Annotated in this window: 19 protein-coding genes; 8 read left to right on the forward strand and 11 right to left on the reverse strand. The window is 67.7% G+C overall.

Annotated elements, in window-relative coordinates:
* Positions 1-108: 108 nt before the first annotated feature.
* A complete protein-coding gene (locus F0U63_RS44380; protein ID WP_395840699.1) occupies positions 109-3,390 on the forward strand; it encodes a protein kinase in 3,282 nt (1,093 codons plus the stop codon).
* Positions 3,391-3,398: 8 nt separating this feature from the next.
* Here the strand turns inward: F0U63_RS44380 and F0U63_RS44385 are convergent, their stop codons facing one another.
* Positions 3,399-4,268, reverse strand: coding sequence for a LysR family transcriptional regulator (locus tag F0U63_RS44385; protein ID WP_395840701.1), 870 nt, complete (start codon positions 4,266-4,268; stop codon positions 3,399-3,401).
* A gap of 65 nt (positions 4,269-4,333) precedes the next feature.
* Here F0U63_RS44385 and F0U63_RS44390 point away from each other — a divergent pair, with 65 nt between their 5' ends.
* On the forward strand, positions 4,334-5,131 hold the full coding sequence (locus F0U63_RS44390; RefSeq protein ID WP_395840704.1) for an SDR family NAD(P)-dependent oxidoreductase: 798 nt from the start codon (positions 4,334-4,336) through the stop codon (positions 5,129-5,131).
* A gap of 79 nt (positions 5,132-5,210) precedes the next feature.
* Here the strand turns inward: F0U63_RS44390 and F0U63_RS44395 are convergent, their stop codons facing one another.
* Positions 5,211-5,927, reverse strand: coding sequence for a hypothetical protein (locus F0U63_RS44395; RefSeq protein WP_395840707.1), 717 nt, complete (start codon positions 5,925-5,927; stop codon positions 5,211-5,213).
* Positions 5,928-6,015: 88 nt separating this feature from the next.
* On the opposite strand from F0U63_RS44395, the gene F0U63_RS44400 reads away from it, so the two are divergent.
* Together F0U63_RS44400 and F0U63_RS44405 are read left to right on the forward strand one after the other, a co-directional pair.
* Entirely contained in the window at positions 6,016-6,204 is a 189-nt protein-coding gene (locus tag F0U63_RS44400) for a hypothetical protein (protein ID WP_395840709.1), read from the forward strand.
* Between the two features lie 326 nt (positions 6,205-6,530).
* Positions 6,531-7,763: a glycosyl hydrolase family 8 gene (locus F0U63_RS44405; RefSeq protein WP_395840712.1), complete on the forward strand. Its 1,233-nt coding sequence runs from the start codon at positions 6,531-6,533 to the stop codon at positions 7,761-7,763.
* A gap of 13 nt (positions 7,764-7,776) precedes the next feature.
* On the opposite strand, the gene F0U63_RS44410 is transcribed toward F0U63_RS44405, so the two are convergent.
* From F0U63_RS44410 to F0U63_RS44420, 3 genes are read right to left on the reverse strand one after another with little or no spacing between them, the layout of a single operon-like run.
* On the reverse strand, positions 7,777-9,375 hold the full coding sequence (locus tag F0U63_RS44410) for a serine/threonine protein kinase (protein WP_395840715.1): 1,599 nt from the start codon (positions 9,373-9,375) through the stop codon (positions 7,777-7,779).
* A 13-nt stretch (positions 9,376-9,388) separates the two neighbouring features.
* Positions 9,389-10,867, reverse strand: coding sequence for a spherulation-specific family 4 protein (locus tag F0U63_RS44415; protein WP_395840717.1), 1,479 nt, complete (start codon positions 10,865-10,867; stop codon positions 9,389-9,391).
* A 27-nt stretch (positions 10,868-10,894) separates the two neighbouring features.
* Complete coding sequence (locus F0U63_RS44420; protein ID WP_395840719.1) at positions 10,895-11,656, reverse strand: hypothetical protein; 762 nt, start codon at positions 11,654-11,656, stop codon at positions 10,895-10,897.
* A 466-nt stretch (positions 11,657-12,122) separates the two neighbouring features.
* On the opposite strand from F0U63_RS44420, the gene F0U63_RS44425 reads away from it, so the two are divergent.
* Entirely contained in the window at positions 12,123-12,320 is a 198-nt protein-coding gene (locus F0U63_RS44425; RefSeq protein ID WP_395840721.1) for a hypothetical protein, read from the forward strand.
* A gap of 52 nt (positions 12,321-12,372) precedes the next feature.
* Here the strand turns inward: F0U63_RS44425 and F0U63_RS44430 are convergent, their stop codons facing one another.
* A complete protein-coding gene (locus tag F0U63_RS44430) occupies positions 12,373-12,924 on the reverse strand; it encodes a dihydrofolate reductase family protein (RefSeq protein ID WP_395840723.1) in 552 nt (183 codons plus the stop codon).
* 64 nt (positions 12,925-12,988) lie between these two features.
* On the opposite strand from F0U63_RS44430, the gene F0U63_RS44435 reads away from it, so the two are divergent.
* Positions 12,989-13,972: a helix-turn-helix transcriptional regulator gene (locus tag F0U63_RS44435; RefSeq protein WP_395840726.1), complete on the forward strand. Its 984-nt coding sequence runs from the start codon at positions 12,989-12,991 to the stop codon at positions 13,970-13,972.
* A 133-nt stretch (positions 13,973-14,105) separates the two neighbouring features.
* Complete coding sequence (locus tag F0U63_RS44440) at positions 14,106-15,665, forward strand: PAS domain-containing protein (RefSeq protein WP_395840728.1); 1,560 nt, start codon at positions 14,106-14,108, stop codon at positions 15,663-15,665.
* 479 nt (positions 15,666-16,144) lie between these two features.
* Here the strand turns inward: F0U63_RS44440 and F0U63_RS44445 are convergent, their stop codons facing one another.
* From F0U63_RS44445 to F0U63_RS44465, 5 genes are all read right to left on the reverse strand, one after another.
* Positions 16,145-16,495, reverse strand: a complete 351-nt coding sequence (locus F0U63_RS44445) for a hypothetical protein (RefSeq protein WP_395840731.1) — start codon at positions 16,493-16,495, stop codon at positions 16,145-16,147.
* Positions 16,492-17,673: a hypothetical protein gene (locus tag F0U63_RS44450; RefSeq protein ID WP_395840733.1), complete on the reverse strand. Its 1,182-nt coding sequence runs from the start codon at positions 17,671-17,673 to the stop codon at positions 16,492-16,494. Before F0U63_RS44450 ends, F0U63_RS44445 begins: the two co-directional genes overlap by 4 nt.
* A gap of 413 nt (positions 17,674-18,086) precedes the next feature.
* On the reverse strand, positions 18,087-19,046 hold the full coding sequence (locus F0U63_RS44455) for a DUF2381 family protein (RefSeq protein WP_395840735.1): 960 nt from the start codon (positions 19,044-19,046) through the stop codon (positions 18,087-18,089).
* 31 nt (positions 19,047-19,077) lie between these two features.
* Entirely contained in the window at positions 19,078-19,782 is a 705-nt protein-coding gene (locus F0U63_RS44460) for a hypothetical protein (protein WP_395840737.1), read from the reverse strand.
* A gap of 770 nt (positions 19,783-20,552) precedes the next feature.
* Entirely contained in the window at positions 20,553-21,200 is a 648-nt protein-coding gene (locus tag F0U63_RS44465; protein WP_395840739.1) for a serine/threonine protein kinase, read from the reverse strand.
* A 947-nt stretch (positions 21,201-22,147) separates the two neighbouring features.
* Between F0U63_RS44465 and F0U63_RS44470 the strand changes: the two genes are divergently transcribed.
* On the forward strand, positions 22,148-22,336 hold the full coding sequence (locus F0U63_RS44470; RefSeq protein ID WP_395840742.1) for a hypothetical protein: 189 nt from the start codon (positions 22,148-22,150) through the stop codon (positions 22,334-22,336).
* Positions 22,337-22,339 lie beyond the last annotated feature (3 nt).

Genomic DNA, 22,339 nt, shown 5'->3' on the forward strand with positions numbered 1-22,339 from the left:
GAGCGACGGGTGGATCGCCCCCGTCGCTTGGACGCTGTCAGCATCGCCTGCGGCAAGTAGGGGCACTATCCCCCCAGCGGGACGAGGTGGCAATCTGCCCGGAGTCCCATGTCCTCCGCGTCTCCGCCTCCCGACTCCCATTCTCCGGACTCCCGGGCGCGGACTGGGAGCCCCACGGAGGAGCCGGGCGAGGAGACGCTGGTCACCGCCTCGACCTCGCGGGCGCTCACGCCTCCCGTGACACCCGCCTCCGATCCGGGTCGCGTCTTCGCGGATGACGAGCTGGTCGCCTACCGTTACCGGATCCGCGGGCTGCTCGGCCGGGGGGGCATGGGTGAGGTCTACGAGGCCGAGGACTGCGAGCTGCGCGAGCGCGTGGCCCTCAAGGTCCTCCGGCACGAGCTCGCCGAGCGGCCCGATGCCCTCGAGCTGCTCAAGCGGGAGATCGCCCTCGCGCGCAAGGTGTCCCACCCCCATGTCTGCCGCATCTTCGACGTGGGCTTCCACCTGCGCGCCGCCGGCCAGGAGCGCATCGCCTTCCTGAGCATGGAGCTGCTCCAGGGCGAGCCCCTCTCCGCCGTCCTGCGCCGCGACGGGCCGCTCTCCCCCAACGAGGCACTGCACCTGGTGCGCCAGATGGCCGAGGGGCTCGGCGCCGCGCATGAGGCCGGCATCATCCACCGCGACCTCAAGAGCGCCAACGTGCTGCTCATCCGCTCGCCCACGGGTGAGACCCCGCGTGCGGTCATCACCGACTTCGGCCTGGCACAAGCCATGGGAGACGCCGCACCGGAGCACTCGGCGCCCGGGACACGGCGGAGCGGAACCCCCGCGTACATGGCGCCGGAGCAGCTCGAGGGCAAGCCACTCTCCGCGAGGACCGATCTCTACGCCCTGGGCATCATCCTGTTCGAGATGCTCACCGGCACCAGGCCCTTCACGGGCGAGGATACGAAGAGCACGGTCCTGCAACGGCTCCACACGCCGGCGCCCTCGCCGCGCCAGTTCCGCCCCGGCCTGGACACGCGGTGGGAAGCCCTCGTCCTGCGCGCCCTCGAGCGCGAGCCCGCCCGCCGCTTCCAGAGCGCACGCGAGCTGATCGCCGCGCTCCCTCCCCCCCTGGCGCCGGCCCCCGCCCCGAGCAGGCCCCGCCGCTGGAGCCGGACCTTGCCCCGGCTGCTCGCCCTCGGCCTCGGCAGCCTGCTGGCGGGCATCCACCCCCGCGCGCTCCCTCCCCGCCCGCTACGCGCCACCCGCCTGGCGACGGCCCGGCCCATGGTGGCCCTCTTCGGCTTCTCGGGTCCGACAGGCCGGTCCGACACGGCCTGGCTCCCCGCCGCGCTCACCCACGCGCTCAGGACGGAGCTGTTGATGGACGACCAGCTCCTCCTCCTCAGTTCCGAGCTCTCCACCGCGAAGACCGTGCTCTCCCTGCCGGACACCGGGCCCCTCACCCCCGACACGCTCGCGCGGCTGCACGCGTTCACGGGGTGCGATCTCGTGATGCGGGGCTCCTATTCCGTGGAGGAATCCGGCGGGTCCCCGCGCCTGCGGCTGGAGTTCGAGCTCCAGCGCGCCTCCACGGGCGCGGCGATCGCCTCCTTCACGGAGAGCGGCCCCCTGCGGGAGCCGCTGCCCTTGATCTCCCGGCTCGGCGGGCGCATCCGCGAGGCGCTCGGTCTCCAGACGAAGCCATCGGCCACGCCACTCGGCAACCTCATCCCCTCCAACCTCGAGGCGCTCCAGCTCCTCGCGGAGGGCAATGCGAAGTACCAGCAGTCCGACGCCACCACCGCCGTGGCGTTGTTCCAGCGGGCGATCGAGCTGGCACCGCACTCACTGGCTCCACGGACCGCGCTCGCGAGCGCCCTGCTCGGCACCGGGGCGCGCGACCGGGCCGTGGAGCACCTGGGAGCGCTACTCGCGGACCCGGGTCCGCTCACCCTCCGGGAGCGGCTCTTGCTCAAGAGCATGTACTACCGCTACACGGACCGGACTCGGATGCTGGAGCCAAGCCAGACGCTGTTCGAGCTCCATCCGGACTCCCCTGATATCGGGCTGAACCTGGTGGACGCACAGCTCGTGGCGGGAAGAGCCGAGGCCGCGCTCTCCACCCTGGCGACGCTCCGCGAGCGCTTCCCGGCTCCCTGCTACACCACCCGCATCGATCTCCTCGAGGCGAAGGCGGCCCTGGAAGTCTCGGCTCATTCCCGGGCGCAGGCAGCCGCGGCTCGCGCGGCGACCCAGGCGGAAGCCTGGCGGAACTGGTCCCTGGCGGGGGAGTGCCGGAGACTGGAGGCGACGGCCTGGAAGCGCCAGGGAGCCAAGGAGCGTGCACTCGAGTCCATCCACCACGCCGTGAGGCTCCAGCAGCGCGCCGGAAACCGGCACGCGGAGGCGGACGCCATCTCCCAGCTGGCCGAGCTGCTGCCGGAGGAGGATCTCCGGGGCAGGCTCCAGGTGAGCCAGGAGGCACTGTCGATCTACCGCGAGCAGGGTCTCCAGCACGGCGTGTGTATGAGGCTCGTGGGTATCTCCGACAACGAGTACGCGCTGGGGGAGCCACGCGCCGCCCTGCACACCGCGGAGGAGTCGCTCCCCTCCTGCCGCGCAACGCGCCAGCCGAACGTGGAGATGAACCGCTTGTTCGTGACAGGTCAGGCCCACCGCGCCCTGGGGGACCTGAACTCCGCCGGGTCCTCCTTCCAAGAGCAGCTCGACCTCGCTCGGAAGCACGAGAACAAAACCTCGATGGCCATGGGGCTCACGGGGTTGGCGGAAGTGCTGCTCGCCCGGGGAGACCTGGCACAGGCGCGACGGCTCTCGGCCGAGGCGCGCGAGCTGCTCCACGGGCTCAAGCGGCAGGATCTGGAGCGGGAACTGGCCGTCGACCTCCTGCGGGCCCGGATCGCCTTCGAGGAGGGGCTGTTCGTGGAAGCCGCGCGGCTGACGGCCGAGGCGGAGTCATCGGTGAGCGCTGGACCCCCCGCCGCCACCGTCCACCACCTGCGCGCCCGGATCGCCCTGGCCCAGGGCAACCCGAGGGAGGCGCGCATCTCGCTCCTGCACGCCGGCGAGCCCGCCCTGCTCATGCTCCGTCTCGGGCTCCACATCCAGCGCGCCCGCCTCGAGGCCCTGTACGGGGCGGCCCCGGAGCGCGAGGCCGCCCTGAAGCACCTCCAGGAAATCCTCGAGGAGGCGCGCGGGCGCGAGTGGTTCGAGGGGCAGCTCGAGGCGCGCCTGGCGCTCGGGGAGGTGGAACTCGCCTCGGGGAAGACCCGCGCCGGGCTCGCGCGGCTCGAGGCCCTCGAGCGCGACGCCCAGAAGAAAGGCTGGTGGCTGTGGGCGCGGAAGGCAGCGAGCCTCCGTACCAGCACGAAACCACGGTAGCCCGGGAGCTACGCCGTCGCGGTGCGAATCTCGGCCTCGAGCGCATCGAGCACGAGCCGGACGCGCTTCACGTTGCGCAGCTCGCGATGGAACGCGAGGTACACTGGTATCGAGGGGAACTCGAGATCCGTCTCGAGCCGCACGAGCGGCGCCAACCCGGCCACCTGCGGCGCGCTCATCAGCGCGATGCCCTGCCCCTGCTCGACCGCCTCCTGCACCGCGAAGTTGGAATTGCTCGTGAACACGAACCGCTTCGCGCCCTGCGCGGCCAACCACTGCGGTGTCTTGTCGATGCCCAGGAAGTCATGCCGGGCCATGTCCTCCCGCTTGAGCCGGCCATCGCGCAGGCGTCGCTCGACATACGACGGCGCGGCGTAGAGCCCCAATCGAATCCGGCCGACCTCGCGTTGGATGAGTACCGGAGATGTCGACCGTGCCACGCGAACGCCGATGTCCGCCTCGCGCCGCGCGAGGTCGGCCATGCGCGCCTCGGAAATCAGCTCGAAGTGCAGGGCCGGATGCGTTCGCCGCAACGCCGCGAGCATCCGCGTCACCGCCCGGACGAAGCCATCGGACATCGACAGCCGCACGGTGCCGGTCACCGCCGCGTCGCCCTCGTCCCGCTTCACGGCCTGCAACCCGAGCTCGAGCTGCTCGGCGAGACTGACCAGTTCGAGCGCGTCCGGCTCGACGGAGGTGCCCGCGCTCGAGCGATGCACCAATGACCGGCCGAGCGCCTTCTCCAGCGCCTCGATCCTCCGGGCGGCGGTCGAGGTCGACACACCGAGCGCGCGGCCCGCGGCGAGAAAGCTCCGGTGCCGGTGCAGCGCGAGGAGCACCCGCAGGTCATCCCACGACGGCTGGATCGAGGTTTCCATGGATGGAAACCAGCTTACCAAACATGTCCATTCCCAGAAAATCCCCCGTCACGCATGTTGGGAACATGAACGACTTCGATTTCGCGGGAAAGACAGTGGTGGTGACGGGCGGCTCCATGGGTATTGGAGAGACCTTCGCGCGGGAGCTCGACGCCCGCGGAGCGAAGCTCGTGCTCGTCGCGCGCAGCAAGGAGAAGCTCGAGGCGCTCGCCGCTCGGCTCGAGCACGCCCAGGTCATCGTGGAGGATCTCACGAAGCCGGGCGCCGCGCAGCGCGTGTTCGATGAGGTGACGCGGCGTGGGCTCGATGTCGACGTGTTGATCAACAACGCGGGTTTCGGGGCACACGGACCGTTCGCGGACATTCCCCTCGAGACGCAGCGCGGGCAGCTCGAGCTCAACATCGGAGCGCTCGTCGAGCTCACGTACGTGTTCCTCCCGATGATCGAGCGGCGGCGCGGCGGCATCATCCAGGTGGCCTCAATGGCCGCGTACCAGCCGACGCCGTACATGGCGGTCTACGGAGCGACCAAGGCCTTCGTGCTCTCGTTCAGTGAAGCGCTGTGGGCCGAATACAAGGACCGCGGCGTGCGGGTGATGGCCCTCTCTCCCGGCGCGACGGACACGCCGTTCTTCGCGCGCGCGGGCGAGGCCGCGGCCGGGGGCACCAAGAAGGCGCGTCCCGAGGGAGTCGTGCGGCTCGGGCTCGACGAGTTCCCCAAGAACCGGCCGTCGGTCATCTACGGCCTCGGGAACTTCCTGGCCTCGTTCGCGTCGCGGTTCCTCTCGCGAGCCCTCGTCGTGAAGCTGATGGCGCGGATCTCGGCGCCGAAGCAGCCGGCGTTGCAAGCCACCACGCGCTGAGCTTCCAGCCACCCGCCCACGACGGGGGAAAGTCCACCGGGCATGGACGCCCCATGGACCTCCCCTGGCTCAGGTCTGACTAGATGAAGTCCGCCTGGATGTTCGTGTAGTAGATCCGGGTCAGCCCCTCGAATCCGGAATCCGTGCCGATGATCAGGTAGGCCGCTCCCTGGGCATTGGTCGTCACGGTGAAGGTGTGCTCGAAGTGCTTGAGCTGGTAGCCCTCCTGGTCCGGGTTGGGCTTGCCGAGGTGGCCAATCGCCTGCATGTCGGTACCACTGTTGGTCTGATCGCCCTTGTCGACGTTGAGGATGTAGTACGGGGTCCCGCCGACGTCCTCCACCTGGAGGGTCGGCGCGTAGTTCACCGCCCCGGCCTTGACCGTGACGCCCTCGGCCGGCGCGCCGCCGATGCCGATCATCCCCTCGCTGACGTTGGTCCCGAGATCGAAGCTCAGGTAGACGGTGTACTGCTTGTTGGGAAGAAGGCCCGCGGAGGCGTCGACCTTCTTCGTGATGTACATGAAGACGTCGTCGCTGCGGTTACTGCTCTGGATCATCAGGCCATTCACCCCGGACTGATCCGGAATGGCACTCCACCCGAAGGCGGTATCGTAGATGCCCTGGCTGACGTAATCCGTCGGAAGATCGGCGAACCCATGCGTCCAGCCCTCCGCGCCCTGCGCGAAGGTGTAGCTCACGGACACCGGCGCGGTGGCCTGGGAATTCGCCTGCCCACTCACGAGGGATGCCGTCACGGCAATGGCACACACGGCGCTGCTCATCAGCTTGATCATGAAACTCCCTCTCCTTGGTGATTGATGTGCTGCGTCATGAAACAACAACACCTTCTTGGTCACCGGGCGCAGTGCTCATGAGAAGCCCATGCTCGATGGACTCATTAATCATGATGATATGGGTGCATTCTCAGAGGTCGCGAACGATGGCCGCGGAAGGCTCGCGCTGCCTGAACTGCATTTTGAATATAGCCATGCCGGCAAGCAGCGCGAGAGACAAGAATGCATGGAAAGGATAAGTGTGTTTGCCTTGCTCGCACAGGCATTGTCGTCCTAACCCGCGCGTGAAGACTTCGTGAAAGTCTTCTGTTTCCTGGAACACTCCATCGAGGCGTCATGAAGATGTCACTTCGAGCACGCTGGATCGCGATGACGCGCCGCGACGCCTGGGGTGCATGCGCGCCGTGTCATTCCAGCGCGGCTCACGCACTCCCGGTCACAGAGGTTGCAGGAGTCTTTTCTTCTCAGCCGGAGCGTCGGACTCTTCTCATTTCTTGATAGTCATGTACGGCGGCTTTTCCATCTTCTTGTCTTGCATTTGGACCGCGCGTGCGGCATCAGCAGAATCCCTGCCGTTACTGACTGGAGAGAACGTCCATGCCCATGCCTTCGTTGAAACGCCTTCTGCCAGGACTGGCGCTGTCCTTGTTTGGTATCGCCGGGGCCGCGCAGGCCCAGAACCATCCGTTCGGCAGCCACCATCAGCCCTATAACGCGTCGACCTTGAGCGTCTCGGCCGGCACGGCCGCGGCGGACAGCGCGACGGCGGACTTCTATTGGAAGTGGAAGAGCCGCTACGTCGTCGCCGGGTGCCAGGCGGGCGACTACCGCATCAAGGCCAGCACGGGTGACGGCGCCTACGTCGTGTCCGAGGGCCAGGGCTACGGCATGCTGATCACCGTGATGATGGCCGGGCAGGATCCGCAGGCCCAGGCCATCTTCGACGGCCTGCACCGCTACAACCTCCGGCATCCCAGCCAGAACAATCCCAACCTGCTGGCCTGGGCGCAGGATGTCAACTGCAACGACATCCTCGATCACGACTCGGCCACCGATGGCGATCTCGACATCGCCTACTCGTTGCTGCTCGCGCACAAGCAGTGGGGTTCCACTGGCGCCATCAACTACGCGGCCGAGGCCACGCGCGTGCTCAACGCGATCGCCCAGAGCAACATCAACCCGACCACGCGACTGGTCAACCTCGGCGACTGGGCCAGCCTGCTGCAGCAGGATGCTCCGGACTATTACTACGCCACGCGCAGCTCCGACTGGATGCTCGGCCACTTCCGCGGCTTCATCGGCCACGCCAGCACCGACTGGTCGAAGGTGCTGAGCGCGCACCAGACGCTGCTCGAGAAGATGCAGACCACCTACGCCAGCGCGACCGGCCTGGTGCCCGACTTCATCATCAAGGCGAACACCACGACGCCTCGCCCCGCCCCGGCCGAATTCCTCGAGGCGCCGTACGACGGCAGCTACTCCTGGAACGCGTGCCGCGTGCCGTGGCGCATCGGCATCGACGCGGCCATCAGCGGCGACACCCGCTCGCGCAACGCGGCCAGCCTCATCAGCCGTTGGATTCGCGGCAAGACCGGAGGCAGGCCGAACAACATCCGCGCTGGCTACCAGCTCAACGGCACCGCGATCGAGTCCTACAACGACATGGTCTTCATGGCGCCGTTCGCCGTCGCGGCCACCGTGGACTCCGGCGGCCAGGCGTGGCTGGACAGCTTGTGGAACCAGATCGTCTCCACCCCCCCCACCGAGGACTACTACGGCGACACGGTCAAGCTGCTGGCCATGCTGAGCGTCTCGCGCAACTGGATGACGCCGTAGCGCGGAGCAAGCCCTATTCCAACAGGTCCGCCTTCAGCGTGACCTCGCCGTTGGCGGGGACGGAGACGCGGTAGTCGCGTGACACCCCGAGCTCCTTGTTCTTCAAGGTAAGGGTCCGTCGTCCCGCGGGGAGCCGGATGGCGGGCATGGGAGTGATGCCCAGCCTGCGGCCCTCGTAGAAGACCTCCGCCCAGGGATTGACCCGGACCTGCACCCGTCCCATGGAGGCCACCCGCGAGGGCTCCTGGGGCGACGGCGCAGGGGACGGGGTGGGCGCGGGCGTGGGCGTGGGCGCTTCCGCTGGTGCCGCCTGCTCCGGAGGTGGCGCCACCGCCTCCGGTGACACCGCGGCCCGTGGTGGCGCCGGGGTGGCTGGCTTCTGGGCCTGGACGTTCCCGGGAGCAGGAGCCGGCGCGGGGGAGGGAGCCACTGGAGCGGGAGACGTCCCCCGCTCCCAGGGTCGCAGGGCGGCCACCCCCACGGCCACGGTCATCAAGGCTCCCCCCAACACCCAGGCGATCGCACGATTGCGCGGGCGAGCAGGCGCCACCGTCAACGTTCGCGGGTTCGTGGGCACGGGGCCCGCCAGGGGTGCCGTCGCCTCGTCCTCCACGGCCACGGGAGGCGAGGAGGGCCGCGCGACGCGCGAGGTGGGCCGCGAGAAGAAGCGCCGCGGCGAGCCTTCCTGCTCGAAGACCTGCTTGAGGAAGGCGCTGAGGTCCTCCGGGAAGATCCTTCTCTGGCAGGACTCCAGTGCCTCGAGGAGCGCCCGGGACATCTCCTGTGCGGAGGCGAAGCGCTCGCGTGGATCCTTCCGCAGCGCCCTCATGACGATGTCGCTGAGCTCGGAAGGGACGTCCAGCTCGCGCCGATCCGGCGCTTCGGGCTCCGCCGTGGCGATCTTCTGGAGCAGCGCCGCGTTCGAGGGCGCGCTGAAGGGCAGCGTGTTGGTGAACAGTTGGTAGAGCACCACCCCGGTGGCGTAGATGTCCGAGTGGACCGAGGCGGGCCAGCCATTCACCTGCTCGGGCGAGATGTACGAGAGCTTGCCCTTGAGCATGCCCGACTGGGTCTTGGACGCGGAATCCGTCGCCTTGGCGATGCCGAAGTCCACGACCTTCACCACGCCATCCATCGTCACCAGGATGTTGTCCGGGCTGATGTCGCGGTGGACGACTCCCAGGGGTTTGCCCGCCTCGTCCCGCAGCTCGTGCGCGTAGTGCAGTCCTTGGAGCGCCTGAGCGACGACGTACGCGGCGATGTCGACGGGAAAGGGATGCCCCAGCTCCCGCAGGCGCTTGCGCACGCGGTGGAGCGAGGGCCCCTGGATGTACTCCATGGCGATGAAGTACTCGCCCCGGTCCTCTCCCAGCTCGAAGATCTGCACCACGTTGGGATGGGACAGCCGCGCCGCCAGGCGGGCCTCCTCGAGGAACATCTCGATGAAGTTCTCCGCGTCCGCCAGGTGCGGAAGGACGCGCTTGACCACCACGGTCTTCGAGAACCCCGCCGGCCCCTCCTGCTGGGCCTTGTACACCTCGCCCATCCCGCCCTTGGCGATGACTTCGAGCAACCGGTACTTCCCGAGCTGGGGTAGCTGAACCTGGGTCATGGCGCGCGGGGGCTCAACGCAACGAGTCGAGCAGATCGTTCAGGTACGGAGGCAAGGAGATCCAGGGGTCCTGAGCATCATGCGTGATGTAGATGTAGCGCACGTCGCGGCGGACCTGGTTGACGTAGGCCGGGCTGGCGGAGGGAAGGCCGTAGCGGAGCACGCCCAGCGAGCCCCTGTCGAAGCCGGCCGCCGCCGCCTGGATGATGCCGGCATCCGTCAGTCCAGGCCCCTCGGAGATGGTGAGCACATCCACCGCCCCGCGGAAGCTCACGGGCGTGCGGGCGCCCGGATTGCCGACGGTGAGCGAGAAGCCCGCGTCCCGCGCATGGTCGCTGAGCGCGCGGTAGTAGCCCTCCTGCCCTTCTTGGTTCGACATCTCGTCGATGAAGATGCCCCGCGTCTCCGGATAGAAGGCGCGATAGCGGATGATCTCCTCGCGCACCAGGCCCGCGTCGCGCTGGCTGTACGAGGCATGCACGTAGCCGAGCACCGTGATGCCGGCGTCCGCCAGTTCGCCGATGGAGGTGGCGTACTCCGGTTTGATGGCCTGTCCCGGGCCGGTGTCTGGATTGACGATGGCCAGCACCGGCACCGTCGGATGCGCGGCCTTGCCCTCGATGAGCGGCGCCCACGCTCCGGGAGAGGGATAGATGTAGAGCGGGACGATGGCGCCCGCCTCGGGCCGCCGCAGGAGCGCGAGCTGATCCACCACCACGTACCCGTGGGCGCCAGACAAGTACCCGGGGGAGATGCTCAGTCCCTTGACCGCCTCGAGCGCCGGCGTGCCGCTGCCCGCGTCGGGATTGGGCTGGAAGGCCGAGCGGGTGAAGGCACTGAACGGGGCATACACGTGCTTCCAGCCCGTCCAATCCTCCGGGACGATGAACTCGAAGCGCGCCCAATGGGTGTCGTAGAGCTCCAACCGGAAGGGATGGCCGGTGGAGGCCCCATACACCCAGATGCCCAGGCCGGTGGCCTGCCGCCAATCCTGGCCCTCCCCGAGGAGCCGCTCGATTCCACCGAAGCCGCCCGCCGGGTTGATGTCGTAGTCCAGCCGCAGCGCCAGCCCGCTCAGGGCCGGGCTGGAGACGGTCGTCAGCTGGAGGGTGGTCGGCTCATCCTTGAAGATGACCCAGCCCGTGTCCCCCGGCTCGAAGCCGTCCAACACGCTCCCCTCGACGCACCCGTTCTCGCGCTGGCAGACGGCTCCACAGGCGTTGGAGGTGCCACAGAGCCAGTCCACGCACGCGTCCAGGCAGCTTCCACCGCCGTCCGCGGGGCCACCATCCCCCTGTTCCGAGGGACCACCATCCGCGGTGGGCGAGACCTGGGCCAGGCAGACGCCGCCGACGCAGGAGCGTCCCGCGCTGCACGGGTGCTCCACATCACAGGCACGGCCCTCCTCATCGATGCTCTGAACCAGACAGCCGGGCGCGAGGAGCAGGCCGAGCAGAAGAACTGGAAGAGCGACTCTCGTGTCGCGATTCATGGGGGGATCCTTGGGGGGAGCGACGAACTACTGGAGGAGCGCGCTCACCACGGTGGCCGCGGCGACGACTCCCGAACCGACGAAGAGGATGTTGGCCGTGCGGGCGCGCGAGGCGGCCTGCCGGTTGAAGGCGGCCATGTCCGAGTCGAAGTGCGCGCCGCGCGCCTCGGCCTCGGAGGAGCGGGCCTGGACACCGAAGACGACGCCCGTGGCGAGCACCGCGAGCGAAGCGCCGCCCAACACATAGGGCATGGCGCGGACCACCCCACTCTTCGCCGGCTGGGCTTGAGGAAGGAAGGCTGGACGCTCGGCGACGGCCGGGGGGGCCGAGGGCTTCAAGTCGGGCGTGACCGCGGGAGGCTCCGCCGGCGGTGCCGACGGCACATCCGGAGTGGGGGCGGGGGCGGCGGCCACGGCGGGTGCCTCCACCGGGCGGGCCCGGCGCTTTCCACCCACCTCCTCGAAGAGCTCGACGATGCGGGGGCTCGTTCCCAGGGGGAGTTGGAGCTCCGGATCCAGCTCCAACGCGCGCTGGAAGGACTTCCGGGCCGCCTTGGACTGGCCCAGGCCAGCGCCGCACAACCCCTGGTAGAGCGCCACCTCGGCCCGCTCCGGTTCCGACAGCTTCAGCGTGCTCGCACGCTTCAGCCGCTTGAGGCACCGCTCGTAGTCGAGCGCCTGGTAGAAGGCCTTGGCCTGGGACAACGCGAGCGTGGCCATCTCGTCCGCTCTGGCACTTCCGGCCCACATGATCTGCACGATCGCGATCCAACCCAGCACGGCGCGCATGGTGTTTCTCCAACCGAAGCACAAGGGGGGGCGCGGACGCGTTCGAGCCCACTTTCCGGGGGACGGCTCGTCGTGTCCTTGCCTACCCGAGGATACATCAGCGCTCGTCTGACGCCTAAGCGGAATACGAGGAAGAAGAGAGAGCCCCGTGCGGTGGAGGGTCGGTGCACACAGGCAGGGGAGAGCCGCGGAGCTGACGGGGGCGGCAGGGTGGCCAAGGAGCGCGCCCTTCACGGCGCGACCCCGAGCGCTCAGGCGGGCAGCCCGACCCATCCATGCCTGCCCGAAACACGACGATGCCCTCCAAGAGAAGGGCCAGAGGCATACTTCATTCTCTACTGCCATGGCCCTCCCAGGGGCTCATCCTGTAAGAAAGATCGCTCCAGGAATGCAAATCATGACAGACACGTCTCGAGCCTTCTTACTCGCCTTGTACTCGATGGAGGAGTCCAGGGATGGAACCCTGTTGAGCCACGACGAGGTCAACGCGCTGGGGGAGACACTGCGGATTCCCCGGACCGAGTTCCTCGACGTGATCGACAAGATGCAGCTCGAGCGCCTGGTCACCGTCACCTTCGGAGGTCTGTCGCTGACGCCCGAGGGGAAGGCGCTTGCCGCGAAGATGGACCGGGCCGGGGCGCAGGGTTCCGTGGAGGTGCAGTGACAGGTGCCGTGTGCGCCGGGGGCCCGCGTCGCAGGCCACCAGGGCGCACCCGTCACCGGGCACGGGGGTCCGCAGGGAGGACATAGCGCAGTTCCACCAACCCTTGTCCGAAGCGCGTCACCCCCGCGAGCTCGAGCGGCGTGCGCAGGGCCGCCGACAGGAGGGGAGCCCCCGCGCGGAGGAAGACGGGGACGACGCACAGGTGCAGCTCGTCCACGAGGCCGTGCGCCGCGAACTGCGCGGCCAGGTCCCCGCCCCCCATCATCCAGATGTTCTTGCCCCCGGCGGCCTCGACCATCCGGGCATGCACCGCCCGGACGTCCTCCGAGGTGAAGCGCACGTCCGCGCCCGGGAAGACGGGCAGTTGCCGATGGGTGAACACCCAGGTCGGGAGCCCCGAATAGGGCCACTCCTTGCCCTCGCCGAGGAGGAACTCGTACGTCCGAGCCCCCATGGCGAGGGCGCCGATGCCCGCGAGGAAGCCGTGGTAGTGCTCCATCACCCCCTCGGCATCGTTGAACTGGAAGAGCCACTCGAGCCGCCCCTCCGCATCCGCGATGTAACCGTCGATGCTCGCCGCCACGTAGTACTGGGTCCTGGTCATGGGCGGGAGCCTGCGCGCCTCTCCCTGACACCTCCTGTCAGGGATTCCCGGGCAGAATGCGGCCATGAAATCGAGCCGCCTGCTGGCATTGCTCCTACAGCTCCAGCGCCGTGGGAAGGCCACCGCGCCGCAGCTGGCCGCCGAGCTGGAGGTGTCCGTCCGGACGCTCTACCGGGACGTCGCCGCGCTGATGGCCGCGGGCGTGCCGCTGTGGACGGAGCCCGGACCGCAGGGCGGCATCCGCCTGGTGGAGGGGTGGCGGACGCGGCTGGATGGACTGACGGCGCCCGAGGCGACGGCCCTCCTGCTCTCCGGCGCGCCCCGGGCCGTGTCGGACCTGGGGCTCGCCGCGGTGGCGGCAAGCGCGCGCGCGAAGGTGGACGCCACGCTCCCCGAGGCCCTGCGCGCGAGGGCAGGGGCCCTGCGCGAGCGCTTCCACCTGGATGCGCCCGGGTGGTTCTCGCGGCCCGAGCCGCTCGGGGCGCTGCCCGCCGTGGCCGAGGCCGTGTGGGAGTGCCGACGGCTGGACCTGCGCTACGGGAAGGAGGGCATCAGGCGGCGCGTGGACCCGCTCGGGCTCGTCCTCAAGGGGGGCACCTGGTACCTCGTCGCACGCCACCGTGGGGAGGTGCGCACCTACCGGGTGAGCCGCGTGGCGCGCGCCACGCTCACCGGAGCGCGCTTCACACGCCCCGCGGGCTTCGAGCTGGCCGCCTGGTGGGAACAAACCTCGGCGGAGTTCGACCGCTCACTGCTGCGCCATCCCTGCACGGTGCGCCTGTCACGGCGGGCCTGCCGCCTGCTGCCGCACCTCCTGCCCCATGATGCCGTGCGGGAGATGCTCGCGGCGGCGGGGCCGGAGGACGCGGAGGGCTGGCGGACGGCGGAGCTCCGGATGGAGAGCGAAGAGGTGGCGGTGGACCAGCTCGCCGGGCTCGGTGACGGCGTGGAGGTCCTCGCCCCCCTCTCGCTCCGCTCTCGCCTCCATGCGGTCGCCCTGCGCATGGCGGCCCACAATGCCGGGGAGCCGCGCGCACGAAAACGTTGAAGGGCCAACGGCATCCCACTGCCCCACCCCGCCCCCGGCTCATCCCAGGCGGCTGCTCACCCGATGCGTGGCGGCCCCCCTCCCCGGGCCCAATGTTCCCGGCTCTCCGAAGCGGAGTACCTTCAGGCCTCGAATGAAGCACACCCCAGAGCTGCTCCGGTCCATCCTCGATGCCCTGCCCTGTCCCCTCTTCTGGAAGGGCCGGGATCTGCGCTACCTGGGGTGCAACACCGCGTTCGCGCAGCTGGCGGGAAAGGAGCATCCGGACCAGGTGGTGGGGCTGGACGACTACCAACTGCCCTGGCGCAAGGAGGACTCGGACCTCTACCGCGCGAGTGACGAGAAGGTGCTGAGCACGGGCCTGCCCCAGCCCGACACCGAGGAGGGCGTCTGGGACGGTGACGGCCAGCGGCACTGGACCCAGACGAGCAAGGTGCCCTTGTTCGACGCGCAGGGCCGCGTCTTCGGGGTGCTCGGACTGCTCATCGACATCACGGCGTGGCGCGACACGCAAACGCAGCTGAGGCTCGCGCTCGCCGCGGGCGAGGCGGCCAACCGGACGCTCCAGGCGCAGGCGGCCGCTCAGGAGGCGATGCAACGGGCCCTGGCCATGAGCGATCTGCGATTGCGGACGGCGGTCCGCGGGGCACAGATGGTCATCTGGTCCCTGGACGCGCAGGGCCTCTTCACCTTCTCGGATGGCGGTGGACTGAGCGATCTGGGCCTCACGCCCGGGCAGAACCTGGGGCGCTCCGTGTTCGACGTCTACGAGAACATGCCGAAGGTGCTGGAGCAGACCCGGAGAGCGCTGGCCGGAGAGGCCTTCAGCACACACACCCTCGTGAAGGGAATGCATTACGAGACCCGCTTCACCCCGGTCCACGACGAGTCGGGCACGGTGCAGGGGACCATCGGGGTCGCGCTGGACGTGAGCGAGCGCGTGCGAGCCCAGGAGCAGTTGGAGGCGGAGCTGGAGCGCACGCGGGGGCAGTTGCTCCAGGTGGAGCGCCTGGCGTCGCTGGGCACGCTGGCGGCGGGCGTGGGCCACGAGCTGCGCAACATCTCCACCGTGCTCGACAGCCTGCGCGGCGCCTTCGTCGAGTGCGCCGAGCGCGGCGTGCCTCCGGAGCGCGAGGAGCTCGAGGAGCTCGAGCGGGTGTGCGCGCACGTGGCCACGCACGGCCGGCACCTCATGGACCTGGGACGGCCGGGCAACGCGGTGGTGGAGCCGGTGGACCTGCGCGAGCTGGTGTCCGGGACGCTGGCGATGCTGCGCACCGCGGGGGTGACACGCTACGTGCGGGTGTCGGCCTCGGAGCCCGGTGAGCCGCTGTGGGTGCGGGCCAGCCGCACGCGGGTGGAGCAGGTGCTGCTCAACCTGGTGCGCAACGCCGCCGACGCGGTGGAGTCGGTGAAGGACAGGCCCGCGGAGGTGCGGGTGCGGCTGTTCGAGGAGCGCCACGCGGGATGGGCGTGCTGCCGGGTGGAGGACACCGGGGTGGGAATTCCCGAGGAGAACCTCGGCTCCATCTTCGAGCCGTGGTTCACCACCAAGCCGCCGGGCCGGGGCACGGGCCTGGGGCTGCCCGTGGTGCGCAACCTCTTGCGCGAGGCCGGGGGAGAGCTGTCGGTGGAGAGCCGCGTGGGTCAGGGCAGCGCCTTCACCTTCCGGCTGCCCCTGTGCGCCGCTTGAGCGGTGGCTTCGCTTCCCGCCGCCTCCCTCCACGCGCCCTGCGGCAACGATGCGACATCTACTGATGCTCTGGAAGCGGCGGAAATTGAAGCCGCTAAGGGCGAAGTCGCCCCCACTCGGGACCAGAGGCACACCCCCGTTTTCCCTCTGAAAATGGGGCGCCCATCTGTCCGGGCGAGTCCAGACGCGTCCGTTCGGTTTGGTCCTTTTTTGGTCCCCTTGGACCCCTCGCGGGCGGCAAATGGTGACTACCGTGGCTGCCAAGCCGCCCTGGTGGCATCCACCGGCATGAGGTGCCCGCTGTAACTGCCAACGTACCCCGACAGCCTCCCTACTAACCTCCAAGCGCCGTTGAGCCAAAGTGGTGGCCTTGCCTGCCCCGCCCTCTGGCGACCTCTACCGCCCGAGCCTTGCCTCCCCTCCTGGGGATCTCACTGTCTATTGCCGCAACAGGTGGCCGACTACCGGGCCAGCGACCCCTAATCAACCTCCAAGCTCCATGTGCCCTCATCCCAATACTTCAACGCTTGGGACGCCTCAAAAGGAATCAAACCTTCGCTCTTGGCGGCTTCCCTGAGAACAGGCAAGGCTTGTTCTGGCCTATCGCTAAGCAAAAAAGTCGCCGCGTAGACTCGCACATCCATGCGTGAATGCGTCAATAGCCGTGAGAGCGCATCCCGTCCAGCCTCGCCATGGTCGCGCAGTTTCTTGTAGGCGGCGACGTATCGCTTCGCTTCCTTGTTACCTCCCCTGCGGTCGCCACGCATGATTGCGTCTGTTTGTGCAGCCACGTTTCGAGCGAACTCCTCTGCGAGGTTCTCTAAGTTCATCTCCAAATTCCCTTCCTAACGTTCTCCATTGCAAGCAAGCCGAATTCCCTCTGTGCTTCGTAGGACTGAATGCTCAGCCATTTCCTCACCGTCAGCCGCGTTGATCTGGTGACGCCGGGGCTAATCCGCGAGTAAAAGGCGCTCACCCTGTCGTGTAGCGTCTTGTCCATTGCAACAATGTTTTCAGTGTTGTGCAGAGCTTCTCCGCCAAACCGCGTCGCGTTGCCCGGAGTCTGCTCCACAATGTGATGCCATGCCTTTCCCGGACCCGCTGGCCCCATCGCCGACTTGAAGCCACTAAACGACCCCCACGCTCTGTGTCCGTTGGGAAGGAGCTTTCCCCGACTCGGCGCAGGACTCCCAGCGCCAACGCCTCTGGCAACCATGGCCACGACGTGAGGCGCCAGCACCATGCGGATCGTCCCCTCGGGCACAGAGACAATCACGCGCTCGGCTCCAGTCGCCATTTCCAGCAGGCTCAAGCCGGTATTGGCTGCAACCCGCTCCGACGCTTGTGCGAATCCGGGGAGCTTTGGGGCCTTGGATGCAAGGGCCACCGTTTCACCTATCGCGGCCGTCCCCACGATGACGAGAATCCGCACACTGTTGGGACCGATGACACGTCCAAAACGCTCGCCAATCTCGCGCAACTCCGCAAAGGTAGAAGCCCGGGGCGCATCCTCGTAAAGCTGCGCATAGGCGCGTAGCAAATCAAAGAATTCGTAACCGAGATAGCCCCACAGGGCGGCACTAAACACCAGGGCCGCGCCTTTTGTTATCGGCTCGGGAACTGGCGCTAACAGCAGCGCCATATAAGCCGTGATGCTAATGCTGAGCATCGCAAGCATTTGTGTAGGATTGAGCATGGCCCGCACCTCCGCGTTTACTCCTTCCAGGGCGGGCCCCACCGCCAGTGCGAGCGCGAGGCTTCGCTTGTCTTCTTCCTGGAAGCGGGGCCCGTCCTCAAACAGTGCCAAGCAATCCCCAGGAGTGCCGCACTGCTCGCAAAAATGCCCATAGGAGCCCGCCAGATCTGATTGCCACGCTTCGCCATTCAAGGACGCGGAGGCCAACGCCAGCCTACGGCCGACATACAACGGGGAGCGGGACGCGGCCACCCGCAGCGGCATGTCAAGCCAAAGGCTTGCCATGGCTGCCGAAAACTCGGCGTCACTCACATGCACTTGTGCGAAGTCCGTTGGCAGCTTCGTAAAGTAAGCCTCTCCCTGCCCTCCGGACCCAGCTTCCGACCTCGGGGTCCCCGTTTGGGGCGAGTCGTATCCCTGGGACGGATGGTTCCGGTGAGCCGTGCCCATGGGGGTTCCTGTGGCGCACGCCGTCACCAGCATCAACGCAGTCAGCGCCAGCGCCCCCACGCGCAACGGCTGCCGTGTGCCCACGGGGCGAGTACCGACAGAGTGCTTAGACATTGCCGCACCTCTCTGGGCGAGCTGCCCGAGTTGGAAGCCCAACCCGCTGATTACAGAGACCGGCTGACCGCCACGTCAAGCCGTCGGGTCTGGTGAGACGCCGAAGACCCATCGGATAGGTTGTGCTTCCCTCGGGTCACACGACACGACAGCATTCCGCCTCACTCGTGCTCGCCTCCTTGCTCTACAGGTGGGAATGTGACGTTTCCGAGGATGATGGTGCGCGGCCCGGCCGACTCCCAGAGCTTGAGGAAGCAAGGGCAGCCGAGTTGCGCGGCCCTCCCTTCAATGCCCACCACGACGTCACCGGCCCCATTCGCGGGAATGGGCTCCGGTTGCCACCGGGCAAGTTCCACCTCTTCCCCCGTCGAGTCCACCAGCGCCGCCCCCGCCAGCGTCCAGGGCTCAGCGCCGGGATTCTTGAGGCGCAGCCTCACAGCCTCGCTCACTGGGCGGGTCTCTCCCGTGAGCGTGTAACTGTAGCTCGTGGCTTCACGGAGCCACAGCGCGTTGGCCTGCCGCTCCTTGAGCAACCCTTTAAGCTCCTTCAACGCCACGACCCCGGCCCGCTCCAACCATGCCGATCCCATGAGCCCGCCCGGCGCCTCATGCTCGGCCAGAAGCCGCGCCTTGTCCTCCTGGCATTGCCGCGCCTCGGCCCGTGCTTCGTCCCTCTCTTTCTTGAGCACGTCCGGCGGGCGCGGCTGGCGATACACCTCCACCCGCCGCGTTCCCCTTGCCGCATGGCCCACGAGCCAAAAGCTCGCGCTCGTCGGGAGGGTGCCATCCGCGAAGCGCACCGTCACCCGGACCCGTTCCCCCGGCAGATAGTCCCCCTTGGGAATGACGGTGATACTCAGGCCCTCCTTGCCCTGCGACCAATCGACAAGGCGACCCTCCGGCTGAAATTCGACTGCTCCCACGGCGACACGCGAATCGAAGAAGAACGTCGTCGGCTCGTCCGCGCTCACGCACACGTCCGACGCTCTCTCGGGAGACTCCACCGACAAGTCAAACCGGGCGGTCGCGGCGCAATGGGAGACGGGGGGCAGCTCTTCGGCTTTCACGACACCAGCGAGGAGGGAAACCACCAAGACGGCACCAGGATACGAATGCAGCACGGAATCTCAACCTCCAAAAGAACGGCGCTACTCAGGGCTGCCCGGCGGGCGGAAAGAGAAGAACGCGCGTGGCTATCTTGGCGTTGCCGGGCTTGCTTCCGGGGGCGAGGCAGGTGCCCAACCCGCGGGGGCAATTATATTCTTTGCCTTGTTCGTCCATGAAGGGCGTAACGGTTTTCAGGTAGGTCACCAGACACACGGGAACGGTTCCCTTGCCTGGAATCTGCGCGCGGTTGAACGTGCCGAAGAGGCGACCTTCTCCAAGCTGCCACGTTCCAAGAAGCAGGGTGCCATCAGGTAAATCCCCCGCGCCACCGAAGACACCGATCTGGAGGGTCGCGGGACCATCGGTCACCCGGGCCAGTTCTCCGGGTTCTCCCTTGAACCCCACCACCGTGGCCGTGTCTTCTCGAGTATCAAGGTCGAACCTCTTATGTGTCTCCCGCCAACCCTCGGGGCAGGTGATTGCCGGAGGGCCGGGGCGCACCTGGGGAGTGCTACGGGTGCAACCCTCCACCAGGGTACAGCCTGCGATGGCGGCAGCGGCCACGGTCGCGGGCTTCACCGGCAGGTGGAGCCCTGCGCGTTGCGTCTGAGTCTCATTCTTCTTCGTCTGAGGCGTGCGAGGCATGGCGTTGGCGTTCAGCGCGGGAGATGGATCCCCCAAGGGCACCGCGCTTTCTCCGAGGGAAGATTCCAGCGGCTTCGAGGCGGGCGCCACTTCATGACCGGTCACGATTCCCCCGGCCAAGCCAGGAGTGGGGGACGCTGACGGTCGCGTCATCTCCGGTTGTCCCCTGCCGGTGGGTCTCGAAGAGCCAAGTCTCCACAGTGCAGGGCCCACAGACAGGCCCACGACGGACAGGGTAGCCAGGGCCGCCGCGAGTCCCAGTCGCCACGAGGCCCGAGAGAGTCGGGCCGCCTCGGACGGGGCGAGCTGGCCGCGTGGTGGCATCACCTGGACGCGCGTTGCGGGCGGCGGGTGGCCTCCGTCCGGCCCGTGCTTTTCAGCGGACACTGCCTCATGCGGAGTGCCCACCGTCGGAATGAGTTCCTGGACCCCCTCCGGGACGAGGACTCGTGGCGGCTCTACTGGGAAGGGAGGCGGGAGAAGGTCCAGCGCTTTGTTCGGACGCACGACCCCACGCCGGGGGCGATGCCTTCCCCACTTCATGAAGAGGCGCTTCGCTTCGTTGGGTTCCCTCCGCTCCGGGTCCTCGAGGGTCGTGGTGACCTGGGGATCGTGGGGATCGACGAGGGGCACGTCCCAGGTGGCATCGTCCTCGGCTCGGGTCAGCGCCTCTTGGAGGGCCGAACACAGCTCCGGGACGTTCGCGTGGCGCTCATGGGGCCACTCGGCCAGCATCTTCATGCAGAGCAGGGAGGCCGCGAGCGGAACCCTCGGATTGAGGAGATGCGGAGCGAGGGGTCGCCGCGTCAGGATGCGCTCGCGCAACCCCGCCATCGCCCCTTCGTCTGTCCTGTCCCCGAAGGGGTACACATCCGTCAGGAGCCAATAGAACGTGACGCCCAGGGCCCACATCTCATCCGTCGTGGTGTATTCATACTGGGCCGTGTCGTCCGCCTTCTCCCGCCAGAAGCGCAACGGCTCGGGGCGCGGAACTCCTCCGTCGCGGGTGGAAGCCGCGTCTCCGTGAGACACGCCGCACCGCCCAGAGTCGCGATACCAAAATCAATCAGCACTGGACGTTCGCTCGTTTCGCGAATCAGGATGTTGGTGGGCTTCAAATCGCGGTGGAACACGCCTGCCCCATGCACTTCCCCCAGCGTTCGCGCGACATCCAGGAGGATGCGCACGCACTGGCGCGAGGACGGATTGTGCTTGAGAGCGAACGCTTCCAGCGTGTCTCCCGGCACGTACTCCATGACGATGTAGGGATGGCCTCTCGTTGGATTCGGCCAGAAGTCCGAGCCGACGTAGCGGACGACGCCCGGGTTCTCCAGATGGACGAGAATGCCAATTTCCCGCTTGGTTCTCCCGTCCATCGAACCCAGGAGCAGCTTCAACGCGAAGAAGCGGCCCCCGCGCTCGACCTTGTACACGACGCCAAGGCCCCCCGCTCCCAACTCCGCGACGACCTTGTAGTTCCCCACGGTCTCGCCGATGTCGGGATGTCTCAGTGCGATGTACACACGGACTACCTCCTCGGTGGAGGAGCGTAGCACGACCACTTGGATGAGGCGCGGAAGGCGGGAGCAGGAAGGGTGGGTGATGCCGCCTTGAGGCACGCCCCCAGGCGCGACCGCTCCAAACTCCGCCCTGGTCCATCATCGCAAAGCCCGAGTTTCGGGCATCCGGACCTGCGGAGGCAGCCGCGCATCTTGCGGCTGACGAGCGTGGAAGCACCGTTCCGCCAGGACGAGCCAGGGCCAGACCTCGGCCAGATCTCCTGGACAGTCCGCTGCTCACCTGGAGGCCCATAAGGAGGGGCCGGTGGCCCCGGTGGTGGCGGGCCGGTGGCCCCGGTGGTGGCGGGCCGGTGAGGTGGATATCCCACCTAGCGGCCACAGGAGGGCAGCAGCCTCGCTCGCCCTCGGCGTCGATCTCCAGGAGTAGCGGAGGCCCGGATGATTCTCTACGATTTGATAGGGCGAGTTCAGATCTTCGGCCCATGGCCCGGCCCGGGACGACTATCAGACGAGGTTCAATCCGGCCCCCTGCGAAGACGGTTTGACCGCGCTGGCCCACTGGTGTTGGTTATATCCCCCCCTGCCGACAAAGCGGCGGGCCCGATAACGGGGCAGATAGACTGCTGTGGCAAACCTCGGAAGATGTCACTAGCCATGACCACAGACGATCAGTACATGCTGCTATGCAAACAGCTTTTCAACGCGCACCACGACAAGTGGGTCAACGGAAAGAAGATTGCAATTAAGCGGGGCTCTGCGCAGCAAGGCCGCGTGGGTGAGTTCATCCCCAGGGGTGCAGCACTCGGTATCGTCGCCGTATACCCACCTCCGGGGAGGGGGCATTCAAGGAGTTCTGCACGCTAGCTCATAAACTCGGCCATGCGTATTCATGGATCAATGGAACCCGTAGCGAAGCCTACGAGGCGGTTTACAACCAGCCCAACCCCGCAATGCTTCCTGTCGCCCAAAAGCAGCTCATCATCGACGAGGAGATACGGGCGTGGCAGCTAGGGTTCGGGGTAGCCCGAGAGGTTGGCTTTGATGACAGAGACGGCTATGTGGCCGAGGCCAACCTCGCGTTGCGCAGGTACTACGACGACCTAGCCATGACGCCCAAGCCGTTCACCATCGCCAACTAGAGC

The sequence above is a fragment of the Cystobacter fuscus genome (assembly GCF_044360685.1).
Lineage (GTDB): Bacteria > Myxococcota > Myxococcia > Myxococcales > Myxococcaceae > Cystobacter > Cystobacter fuscus_C.